The sequence below is a fragment of the Leptospira borgpetersenii serovar Javanica genome (assembly GCF_003046425.1).
In the GTDB taxonomy this organism is placed as follows: domain Bacteria; phylum Spirochaetota; class Leptospiria; order Leptospirales; family Leptospiraceae; genus Leptospira; species Leptospira borgpetersenii.
Window position 1 is genome coordinate 46,509 of record NZ_QAJG01000020.1, and the last position, 10,831, is coordinate 57,339.

Annotated in this window: 11 protein-coding genes and 2 pseudogenes; 10 read left to right on the forward strand and 3 right to left on the reverse strand. The window is 39.2% G+C overall.

The window, feature by feature from the left end:
- Positions 1-577: 577 nt before the first annotated feature.
- Positions 578-763 (reverse strand): hypothetical protein, encoded by a 186-nt coding sequence (locus CLV95_RS19900; protein ID WP_002736111.1) that lies wholly within the window; start codon positions 761-763, stop codon positions 578-580.
- Here CLV95_RS19900 and CLV95_RS14430 point away from each other — a divergent pair.
- The 4 genes and pseudogenes from CLV95_RS14430 (at position 755) to CLV95_RS19465 (ending at position 3,748) form a co-directional block, all read left to right on the forward strand.
- Entirely contained in the window at positions 755-2,641 is a 1,887-nt protein-coding gene (locus CLV95_RS14430) for a WGR domain-containing protein (RefSeq protein ID WP_002736139.1), read from the forward strand. The two genes, CLV95_RS19900 and CLV95_RS14430, sit on opposite strands and share 9 nt — an antisense overlap.
- Positions 2,642-2,750: 109 nt before the next feature.
- Positions 2,751-2,935 (forward strand): annotated as a pseudogene (locus CLV95_RS19455) (WGR domain-containing protein); the annotation flags it as partial.
- Between the two features lie 70 nt (positions 2,936-3,005).
- Positions 3,006-3,182 (forward strand): hypothetical protein, encoded by a 177-nt coding sequence (locus CLV95_RS19460; protein WP_002730230.1) that lies wholly within the window; start codon positions 3,006-3,008, stop codon positions 3,180-3,182.
- A gap of 104 nt (positions 3,183-3,286) precedes the next feature.
- Positions 3,287-3,748, forward strand: a complete 462-nt coding sequence (locus tag CLV95_RS19465) for a leucine-rich repeat domain-containing protein (protein ID WP_230456578.1) — start codon at positions 3,287-3,289, stop codon at positions 3,746-3,748.
- A 453-nt stretch (positions 3,749-4,201) separates the two neighbouring features.
- Here the strand turns inward: CLV95_RS19465 and CLV95_RS14445 are convergent, their stop codons facing one another.
- On the reverse strand, positions 4,202-4,945 hold the full coding sequence (locus tag CLV95_RS14445) for a class I SAM-dependent DNA methyltransferase (protein WP_002724246.1): 744 nt from the start codon (positions 4,943-4,945) through the stop codon (positions 4,202-4,204).
- A 59-nt stretch (positions 4,946-5,004) separates the two neighbouring features.
- Between CLV95_RS14445 and CLV95_RS14450 the strand changes: the two genes are divergently transcribed.
- The 3 genes and pseudogenes from CLV95_RS14450 to CLV95_RS14460 all read left to right on the forward strand — a co-directional run.
- The gene (locus CLV95_RS14450; RefSeq protein ID WP_002736238.1) at positions 5,005-6,186 is read left to right on the forward strand and encodes a hypothetical protein; all 1,182 of its coding nucleotides are present in this window, start codon (positions 5,005-5,007) and stop codon (positions 6,184-6,186) included.
- Positions 6,177-6,689, forward strand: coding sequence for a chemotaxis protein CheX (locus CLV95_RS14455; protein WP_002724164.1), 513 nt, complete (start codon positions 6,177-6,179; stop codon positions 6,687-6,689). Before CLV95_RS14450 ends, CLV95_RS14455 begins: the two co-directional genes overlap by 10 nt.
- Before the next feature lie 452 nt (positions 6,690-7,141).
- A pseudogene (locus CLV95_RS14460) lies at positions 7,142-7,401 on the forward strand (hypothetical protein); the annotation flags it as partial.
- 46 nt (positions 7,402-7,447) lie between these two features.
- On the opposite strand, the gene CLV95_RS20130 reads toward CLV95_RS14460, so the two are convergent.
- On the reverse strand, positions 7,448-7,636 hold the full coding sequence (locus CLV95_RS20130) for a hypothetical protein (protein ID WP_077022157.1): 189 nt from the start codon (positions 7,634-7,636) through the stop codon (positions 7,448-7,450).
- Between CLV95_RS20130 and CLV95_RS18965 the strand changes: the two genes are divergently transcribed.
- From CLV95_RS18965 to CLV95_RS14480, 3 genes are all read left to right on the forward strand, one after another.
- Entirely contained in the window at positions 7,572-7,715 is a 144-nt protein-coding gene (locus CLV95_RS18965) for a hypothetical protein (RefSeq protein WP_002736125.1), read from the forward strand. The genes CLV95_RS20130 and CLV95_RS18965 overlap by 65 nt on opposite strands.
- Positions 7,716-7,795: 80 nt before the next feature.
- Positions 7,796-8,842, forward strand: a complete 1,047-nt coding sequence (locus CLV95_RS14470; protein WP_002736137.1) for a hypothetical protein — start codon at positions 7,796-7,798, stop codon at positions 8,840-8,842.
- Positions 8,843-9,419: 577 nt separating this feature from the next.
- Positions 9,420-10,808 (forward strand): DUF342 domain-containing protein, encoded by a 1,389-nt coding sequence (locus CLV95_RS14480; protein WP_279310133.1) that lies wholly within the window; start codon positions 9,420-9,422, stop codon positions 10,806-10,808.
- Positions 10,809-10,831: the final 23 nt, after the last annotated feature.

Here is a 10,831-nt window from a genome sequence, read left to right on the forward strand (position 1 = left end):
CAAAGATAAAGTATTTTTGAGGTAACTTATAGTCTCAAACCTTACACGAAATAGTAAGAACGCGAAATCCTGTCTCATCCTTGCTTGCGATAATACTTGCCTTGGCCACGCGTATGGTTTTGCCTTTTTGATGGCCAACTATATGCCGCACAAAAAGGCAATAAAATGATTCTGTAACATTTCGCGCATAACGTAAAATTTGACTGCTACACGTAATCCAAGAGTTACAAACAAAAAAGATTCTGACGGTTCGGTGTTCTAATTATTGTTTGGCCCGAGTTTTGGAAGTATCCGCTTCAGAATCAGACCGTGAAAGTTTATTAAGGCGTGACGAGAGAGCGGTTGAAAAAGACGGAGACTTCGTTTATTGCGATTCTGCTTCGGAAGAAAAACTGGAATTTTTCGAACTCTTCCAAGATAGAATAGAACTTTTCGGTTGTTCATTTTTGTCTATAATTTGTTTTTTATCTTCATTATTAAACGAAGACATAGGTTTGTCACAAATGAGCCTCATTGTTTGTCTACAACATATGATAAGAAACAAACGATAATAAGAAATTCCGCGATGGACTTGAAGTCAAAAAGGATAAAAATCAAGAAAATTAAAAAAGAAATATCCCAGAATGTAGAGCGAAAATAACAATACAGATTCTAAGATTTTTCCTATTCGACGGATACGCCTGGATCTGAGACGGGAGAAAAAGTCGAAATCGAAATGCGTATCGACTGAAAAATTCAATTTTTGGGAAAAGTCATGAAACACCACCTCACCTACAAAGACGATAAATCCGACAAGTTCTGGAATATAGAAGTTTCCGGAACTTCGTTTACTGTAACCTACGGCAAAACCGGAACAGCCGGGCAAACTTCGGTTAAAGATTTTGATACAGAAGAGAAGTGTTTGAAGGAAGCTGAGAAACTTTTGAGTGAGAAGTTGAAGAAGGGATATGTGGATTCCGTTACTATGAGTTCTAAAGAGGGAACGGCAAAATCAAATTCACTCCCCAAGAATGTGACAGAAAATGTACCGACTTACGATGAACGGATAAAGCGGTTACTGGCATCAACCGATATTAGATCTGCCGTAAAATCTCATTTTGAGTATTTGATAACTGATAAGCCGTATTACCAGGAATATCTGACGTCGGTTTTTGAACGGCTGCAATCAGTAAAGATTATTGAAAATGCGAAGAGTGGAGAGACAACACTTGAACTGTATTTTCTTGGAGCTGCTGATTTTGGCGATGTTGAGGATTTTACCAAAATGGATGATGATGTAAAAGAAATATCAGGAGAACTCGAACCGTTTATCATGAAGTGCAGCCTGCCTGCCCCCAATTTGAAAGCTTATAAGAATTGGCCTAAGTCATTTAATTCGCTCATGCAGCATCACGAACATATCCAGGTAATCATAGGAGGAGACTATTACGCGTTTCAGTTAGGGGACCATGGGTATTGCACGATAACCAACGGTGACTTGGATCCCCCTAAGAGTTGGCCTAAGCGCATCAAAGCCAAGGACATACGCAGTCCTCTGGAGATGAATATGGAGGCTTGGTGGTTGTATTATCCTGTTGAGCATAATGCGGATGGCGAACCATCGCTGTATTTTTTCCCGCCAGAAGGCGAGGATGTGGAAGGTAATAGCTTTATGGATGGCATAGGGCCTCTTTTCACAAAAAGTCTAGCTAAATATTTGGGCAAGCGCAAACCTGAAAAACAAGAAGGATCAGCGGATAACGCACAACAAAAAAACCATATAGTTGAGAACAAGGTCATGCGTAAGGAATATATTTTGCAGGGTCTTCGTTTTTCTATCGAGCGAACTCGTCTTGGTAAAGCATTGGATATGACGACGCATATTTTTGTTAGAGGGGAAGATGCTCTTACTGCCTATGAGCAAGCGGTGGCTGAAGCAAATTTTCAGGAAGAAGAGAATGACTTTGAGACCAAGTGGCTGATGTTATGTGTTGCAGAGGATAAACCAAATGCGGCGTATGAGCATTTAAAGTTCCTGGCTAAGACACCTTTCGATCAGGAACAGTTGTATTCCATTTGTACAGAAATAACAGATATACATTTTGATGAAAAATGGAAGGAATTGAAATTTATCTTCAATGACTTTGTCTTATCCTGCTCTGAGCCATTTGAACAAAAAACCGCTGATGAGCTTCAGCAAATTTTAAAGGTTCATTGTAGAATCAAGTTTGGCACTGAAAGAAATCCAGGACTAATTTCTATTTCAAGCTCAGGTGTGGATAAAACGCTCATTGGTGATATATTAACGATATACAATTGGATGGTAAAAGAAGGCAAAAACACGGAAGGCGTTGATGAATACATTCGGATGTTGGAAGTTACTTGTAACAGAATATTGGCAGGGGAATCGCAAACCGATATCATAAATACAATCATTTATTTAGAAGAAAATGGTATGGCCATTTATATTGCGGGTTTCAAAGAAAAGATTACGGGCAATGTGTCTTACTACTATGTTCCCCATTTCCTTCTATCCGACTATGATGAAAGAAAAGATATTTATGCAGAATTTCTGAATTTACATCACAAACCTATTTTAGGCGATAGTATTGGCGGCATTTTTATTGGACAATTGATTTTGTTCTTAAAGGCAAAACAATAAAAAATCATTCTCTATTCGCCTTCATTGTATAATAGGAAATACACGAAAAGAAAATCACATGAAACACCACCTCACCTACAAAGACGATAAATTCGACAAGTTCTGAAACATAGAAGTTTCCGAAACTTCTTTTACTGTAACCTACGGGAAAACCGGAACAGCCGGGCAAACGCAGACAAAAACATTCGTAGTGAAGGGGAATGTCAGAAGGAAGCAGAGAAACTTTTGAGTGAGAAGTTGAAGAAGGGATATATGGAAGGAGAAGAGCGAGCTTCTTCCGCACCGGTCGCAAAAAAAATGCGCCGCAGAAAAGTCGGAGATAAAAAAATCGGATTCTTTACTTTCCGAAACATTTCATAAATTCTTGAAGGTTCGCGTTGGAGATTTCGAATCATCGACGTATTCTAAACTATTGCAAAAGATGAATTGGGAAACTTTAGCCGGAGAAGTTTTCGACGCGGTCTATCTCTATTGGGAAGAACTGGGATTCTACGAAAATCGACTGGCTTCTTTAGAGGGATCCGCAATTTTCCCAATTTAGAGCACCTTCTGGTTTAGCAGAACGAATTGGAAACGATCCCGGTCGAAATCGTCGACCTGAAAAAATTAATCCGAATTGATCTGTCGAAAAATCGTATTTCAAACTTGCCCGATCTGAAAGCGGAATTGGAATCCGTGAAGGAATTAAGCCTTGGAGAAAACCGAATTTCCAAGTTGCCTAAATCCCTCGTGCAATTTTCCAACTTGGAATCCTTGGACTTGGGTGGAAATCAGCTCGAAGAATTATCCGATCTATTCGGAAACTTTAAAAAATTGGAATATCTAAGTCTTAGCAACAACGGACTTGCCTCTCTTCCGGTGTCTATTGCTCAATTGGAATCTTTGGAAGACTTATCTTTAAAGAATAATAAATTCGCGGAAATTCCGGAAATTCTCAAAGAGCTTTGGATGAACGATAACCGGATATCCGAATTGCCGGAGTTCCTTTCCGAAATGAAAGCATTGCGTGAATTAAAAATCGGCAATAACCCGATTGCACAAAACCAGGAAGAAGTAAAAAATAAAATGGCGCAGATCAATTCCCGGATCACGCTGTATTTTTCCTGAAAAGAAGTAACAGCCGAAGTGAAGCGGCTCATTTTCGCAAAGGAAATGAAAAATTTCTACGGAATAAATCCGACAGATTCAGAAAAATGGGAAATACATGTGGAATCTTCGATTAGGGAATTTGCAGAGTTCAGACGGAGATTTCAACGTTGGCGCGTTTTTTCTGCAGTATGCGTTAGATATATTACTATAATAAGATAAGCTCAGGTTGTTTTTTGTTATTTCGTTCAGGATATCTCCTATGAAATATCGTCTAACTTACTTTTTTCATGCGTCCGAGTGGTAAAATAACGTGAGTTCGGTCCAGCGAATCCGAAATGGATCGACGCGAGGTCAAGTTATTGGTATTTTAAGCGCGTCCCCAAACCTGCGGAAGCGATTCTTAGAGAGCGACACTTTCGTTTCTTTTGGAATAGGTTCTTATATTTTCGATCTTTTGATCCAGGGACTGAGCTATGTGCTCTTTTTTTTCAGAACGAGGAGTATTCTTCCCGCGGAATTTTTGAATTTGGCTTCGTTGAATCCGGAATAGATATGCATGATTTCAAATTTATGCCTCAGAATCATCTTTTCGATTTCGGGAAGATAGAAAACGCGCATAACGTGTTTATCTCGAATTTCTCTGGTATTGATTTGATAGATATAATTCACTTCCACCATTGTGGAGGTATCCGCTCTGACCAAACGGAAGCCTCTGTTTCTTTGAATCGTAGTGTTCTGGGATTTGATCTGAGTCACCGGAGTGATCGGTTTTCTTTTGATTGTTCGAAGAGGTTCCGCGTTCCAGATTTCAAGAATCGCAAGACCTGCAGGTTTTAGATTTTGTTCCATGAGTTTGAGAGTGGAGTCGATTTCTTCGTTCGTCAAAAGGTAGTTAAACGAGCCGAACAAACTGATGACGCAGTCGAGAAGAGCACCGGACTGATAGGTTTGCATTGATGACACGTCGAACTTGCAATGGGAGTATCTTTTTTTTGCTACGTCGATCATTCTGGGGGAAGAATCGATACCCTTCGGTCTGTAACCGAGGGATTGGAAATAACGAACGTGTTCTCCCGTGCCGCAACCCATATCAAGGATGGTCATGATCCTATGTTTTCGAAAAAGGCGGTCTAAAAATTTGGCTTCGGAATCGATTTTACGTGCGGGCTTTTCAATATCGAAATAGAATTCCGCCAGTTCATTGTACAACTTCATAAAAATTGGTTTAGAGGTCTTGAATTTTGCCCGTTAAATATATTAACGGCAATCTGCTTATGAAAATCCAATATTTCGGAATCATTTTCGTTTTTTTTAATTGTTCATTCGGTGTTTTGGAAAGGCAGACGGGCATAACCAAAAATTTATTTACCGGTGATACCTTGGTTTTTGGGGGAATTTCTATTTCACTTTTATTTCTGTTCGGTTTGGTTTTGAAAGGAAGTGTTCAAAAATCGCCGTCGCCGAATCATCGTATTTCGAGCGAAGACTGCGGAATGAATACGAACTCGACGATACAAGTTGCAATAGAAACGTCCCAAACACAAATGTCGGAAACTCGAATAGAAGGAGCGAAGATCGAAAGTCCGATATTTCGAAATAGCACCGAGTGGAAAACGAACGCGGAACGAATCATTTCTACTTCCGTACCAAAGCCGAATCAAATTCGTGCGATTTGGAAACGGGAAATTCCAACGAATCCGGAATTAATTCTCTCGCACCGAAAATTTTTAGAGCGGCTTGGTTCCCGTCTCGACATGGTCGAAATCTATTTTTTAAGCGGTGATGTTTCGTTGCTTTTGGCGTCTCGCAGGGGAAAAGTGTTTCATATTCCCGAATCTCCGGAAGAAAATATGCTGACCGAAAAAAGTTTAAAAGAGATCGGGGAAGGTAGAATTGGATTTACCGATACTTCCGTTTTTATCCCTCTGTCTACCGGAGTTCGACCTTTCGGCTATCTCAAGATATTGTCAAATGAATGGAGTCGTTTGGATTCCAGAGAATTTCAATCCTGGAAAGAGGAATACGAAGAACAGGTTTCCGTACAATTCGAATCTTCCGATCCGGAGACCGGATTCGGAAATCTACACGCGTTCGAATTGGATAAGACGCGAGTGGACGAGAGTATTTTGGTATTTGCAAGTATTCGGACGGATTCACCTTTTCCTTATATTCTAAAATGGATCTATTTTTGGACTTCTAAAGTGCTTCGCAAACAGGTACGCTTTTATAGGATACGAAAGGACAGGATCGCATTCTTTGTCCTTCCGGAGGAATGGGAACATTTTAGTAAAAACTTAAAGGAACTCGTGGAATCTCTGCAAAAGGAAGGACATAGTGTGGATCTTAATTTGGGGATTTCCATATTGGAGGAAAGCAGGGAAGAATGGTCGATGAATGCGAGAAAGGCGCTTGGATTATCCGTTGAAGAAGGACCGAATCGGTATATTTGTCTGTGAGTATCGATCCTTTACTCGATGAAAAATTTATTCTTACGATCTCCCAGATTTTTCCGGAATATCTGGAAAAAACTCTAAATGTAACCGCGGTGAGAGAGGCGTTTGGTCCTTCCAAGAATGAAGGACTCTGTTATGAAAATTGTACGATGGTCGAATTCAAGGGAGAAATCGAAGGAAAGTTATTTCTTGCGATGGACGGTTATACTAAATTGAAACTACTGCCTATGGTGGCGAAATCTTTTCATATCGATCCCACAATAAGAGCGGACGCGCCTTCTATTTTGATGGAGTTTGCCAATCAGATCTGCGGTTTGTTGATTTCTGAAATTAAACTCGGAAGATTTGAAACCGATCTTTTACCGCCGGAAATATTCAATCATAAACTGATACCGGTGGATTTGGAAACCTACAGACAATACATATTGATCTATTTTTTGAAAGATTCACAAGCAAAACAATACTTGGGAAGAATATATCTCATTTTACTTATGAAAAAATTTTAAGGATTTTCAACATACGCCGATTTGCTAAAACGTAGGAGTTCCAACGTTTTATAATGAACTTACTGAATCTTTATAAAATCAAAAAGCAACAGAACGTTATAAAGAATTCTTATGAGAAACCGCTGTTTTACGACATCGACAATTCTAAAACCTATTTTTTATAGAAGCTCCCTAAAATGACTATAATTGATTTCTTTTAAGGTTCGGGGACGGGATTCTAAATCCGATTTCCAAAAAGGCCATACAACATGTTCATTCCGTTTTTTGAAAAAATACAACCTTTACTTTTTTAAAACCATACATCCAAGTAAAATATGTCAACACAGCTTTTGAATCTAAAAAGGATTTTTATTTTCTTTCTTCTTATTTGACAATTACACTGCGCTACGTTTATAGGAACACTCATCAATAAATGGGTAAACGATTATTACGAGAGTACAGGATTTACCGGAGTTGGACTTTCTCATACAAGAAAGATCTTTCCTCAATGGAGATTACGAAACTGAATTTGATCCGAAAGGATTCCGGCCCGAATGTGCAGAAATTATTGGAGGAGGGTTTTCAATATTTTGGAAAAGGAGACAATGAGAAGGAAATCCATTTAATAAAACCGGGTGTGTTAGAGGTTTGGAAGCGCGCTTTGGTGCGATCCGAAAAACGATCCGAAGGGGCGTTTGTAAACATAGCGTATTATTATCTAAACAACGGTTACTAAGAGCCGGTCTCAAAACCTTAGGAATGTAGGAACTATTACAATCTTAAACGACAGGAAAAACCTTCAATACAACGGTTTCTGTGGGAACTTTCACGTTTTTTAAAAACTTACCGGATCGTTTAGAGATATTTTTCTTCAGGTTTTGAGACCGGCTCTTAGACGAGGCGATGGATTGGTTTCGAAAGGCTGCGGCCGCAAATCCGGACGGACAAAGATTTTGGAATTTAAGAATCGAAGACATTTTACGAAAGCGAGATCAGGTCTACGAATTAAAAAACAATCTTAACAAAGAAAAAATTGAGGATCCCTGAATACGGTTCGTATCGATTCCAATTAAAAAAACATGGGCTAAAAAAATTGTGGAGATTTTTACCGAAGACTAAAATCTGCAATGCCGATGAACTTTTTCAGCGCCATCCGCGGATTCCCGTTTTTGATCGATTATTCCGGATTAAAAATTCCCAAACAAACAAGTATAACGGAAATTAGTTTGGATTTAGACGACTTGATCTCATTGAGAACGAAGGTTTTAGAAAATCCGGGAAACACTAAAAAACCGGTGATTTATCTCCAACACGGAATGAGTTTTAAAGGAATCGACGACGAGAGAATTCTCGCACTTGGAAATAATCTTGCAAATCGGGGATTTCGTGTTTATCTTCCGGAACTCCCGGAAGTGAAAAACCTATTGATTCGTTCCGAAACGATCTCCAATATACGCGCCGCGTTTCTTCGGATCCACGCTTTGGAAAAACGTTCCGTATCTTATTTATCCGCAAGTTTTTCGGCCGGTATGGGTTTTGTCGCGTTAGCAAATCAGGAATGTCAGAAGATATTGACTTCCGCGTTTTTGATCGGCACGTTTTCGGATTTCAGAAAAACTTTACCGTTCGTATTAAAAAATTACGGGATTGAAAGTTATGCGGTAAATGTGATGATGTACAATTACATTCATCTAATTCGCTCTCAGCCGGAGATCCTAAAAAAATATTTTTTAGAATCCGCTTTGGATAATGGACTTTCCAGAACGGGAAATATGGTACTGGGGCCGAAGATTTTTTCTAGTTTAGAGGAAGGAGATAAGAATTTCATAAAAAAATTTTTGGAAAGTTCGGATTTTCGAGAGAACATCGCGTTTGAAATCAAAGCGATTGTCCCGGAAAGTTTTGCCATAGAGACTTCCCCCGCGTTTTTTGCGGATCGTTTTTTCAAACCTTGTTTTTTACTCCATGGAAATGACGATTCCGTCATTTCTCCTCAAGAGTCCAAGGATCTTAGGGATTTGATTTTAGAGAATAAAGATTCTTCCGTTTCCTTTTTGGAAACCGGTCTGTTGACTCATGGGGATCATCGTCCTTTTTATTCGCGTTTGAGTGAAATTTTTCCTATGGCAAAATTTTGGGGAGAATATCTTTTTTCCGCCAGCCGTTTTTCTTGAACGTGCTTTATTACTCGGATGTATGAAGATGGTACCAAAAATGAACGGGTGATTTTTGTAAAGGTATAGAAATCCTCACAAAATTGCGCCGAATCCGGAATTGTCAGCTATTTTGAAGAAGATTGGACATTCTGGCTTTGGAAACAAACTGATTACAGTGTTCTTTCATATGTCCGAGTAGTATGTCTTGTCGAATTAAATTTCGGCTCTTTTGTTTTTTCCGAAAAATTTGTTTTCGGAAATGCCTAAACTCGGACAAGATTATAGAAAAAATAGAAACCGATGTTTGTTGTTTAAGTGGTAAAGTTCTTTTTTATTTATGATTCGTCGTGCTGTTAAAACTGATTTCGGGATTCCGGTCACTCATAACACGGTTCATAGCTACTTTGGCTGTTTCTAAAGGATCGTAACATTTTACAGTTTTGGTCTTCTTTGTGCTAGGAAATTGACAAATTCTAAGTAAAAAATAAGTTTTATTTCAAAGGGGTTTCTATATATTACATTTGAATTTCTTATCTTTTGGTTAAAACTAGGAGATAAGAACGGAATGAGTTTACGGCCAAAAGATTGAAATATCATGAGTGCGAACAAGAAGCCTATAAATACACCAACGCCGGAATCTCAAGTTTCTCCAATTTCCATTGATTCTGCCGTCTCTATCTCGATTTCTTCGGATCAACTTTCAGCAACGATAACGGTTCGGCCTTACAATCTGAGAGGGGAAATCGTATCTAAGGATAAACTTTGGAATATCATTCTCGACTGGGGAATCCACAGAGAAAGGATATTAACTGATGAGGTTCGAAGAGTTTTGGCGTTGCTTGAGGAAGCGGGCAAAAAAGGAGATTTCACTCCGATTAAAGTAGAAATCGCAAAAGGAATGGCTCCGATTCCGGGAGAAAACGGCTGGGTCCGCTTTTATCATCCTATGGCGAAACGAGTTAAACTGCTCGAAGATGGCAGGGCCGATTTCAGAAATATCGATCGTTATATCAATGTCAAAGTAGGTGAAAAGTTAGCTACGAAGTTTGAGGGAATTCTAGGAACTCCCGGTTTTGACGTATTTGGAAATATGATACCGGCGCCTGCGATTAAAAAACCAAAACTTGTGATCGGTAACAATATTGATGAAAGGACGAATTTTGAGGAAGGAAAAGAACTTCGAGAGTATTTCGCTTCCTGCAATGGAGTGATTTTTGCTACGGAAGTATCAATTACTGTATCTCCCGAACTTCAAATCGCTGGGAATGTAGGACTATCCACCGGAAACATTCGGTTTGATGGAAACGTAATCGTTCGAGGAGATATAGAGCCCGGTTCCGTTGTGGAATGCACCGGATCTCTTATCGTTTATGGAAACTTAGAAAGCAATGGGGTGAACGTCGGACGGGATTTGATCGTTCATGGGGGGATCAAAGGTTCCGGTACGGAAATCGTTCGAGTTACGGGAAGAATTCAGGCGAAGTTTATCGAAAATGCACATCTTGAAACGGAAGGGGATATCGTTCTAGAAGGGGCGATTCTGAATTCTACGATTGATACTTTGGGATCCATAGTTCTAAGCGGATCGAATGGAAACTTAGTTTCGAGTAAGATCAGAACCAACGAAGGAATTTCCGTTATTTCTTTGGGATCGAGCGCTGAATTAGACGTAACGGTGGAGCTTGGATTTCATTTTAAGAACGATCGCGCTTTTCAAGAGATCAGTAGAAAGATCCAGATGGGCGAGAAGGAGATGGAGAAGATTCTGCCTAAGATCCAACAGATCAAACATATGGTTCAACGTTCTCGAGGAAATCTTCCGGAAGACAAAAAGACCGCTTTTAAAACGATATTCGAAGATTATAATAAGAAAATAAAGATTTTGAATCTTTTGAAATTCAAACAGGACAGTCTTATTTCCTCATTTAAAAATATACTTGAAACACTGAACGTTTCCTCAACTAAAAACCTACACGAAACCTAATCAAAAATCAGCACTCTTTTAAG

Excerpts from the sequence above, each read along its gene's own strand:
- CLV95_RS14430 (WP_002736139.1), top strand. The coding sequence starts at position 755 with ATGAAACACCACCTCACCTACAAAGACGATAAATCCGACAAGTTCTGG.
- CLV95_RS14445 (WP_002724246.1), bottom strand. The coding sequence starts at position 4,945 with ATGAAGTTGTACAATGAACTGGCGGAATTCTATTTCGATATTGAAAAG.
- CLV95_RS14450 (WP_002736238.1), top strand. The coding sequence starts at position 5,005 with ATGAAAATCCAATATTTCGGAATCATTTTCGTTTTTTTTAATTGTTCA.
- CLV95_RS18965 (WP_002736125.1), top strand. The coding sequence starts at position 7,572 with ATGGATTGGTTTCGAAAGGCTGCGGCCGCAAATCCGGACGGACAAAGA.
- CLV95_RS14470 (WP_002736137.1), top strand. The coding sequence starts at position 7,796 with ATGCCGATGAACTTTTTCAGCGCCATCCGCGGATTCCCGTTTTTGATC.
- CLV95_RS14480 (WP_279310133.1), top strand. The coding sequence starts at position 9,420 with ATGAGTGCGAACAAGAAGCCTATAAATACACCAACGCCGGAATCTCAA.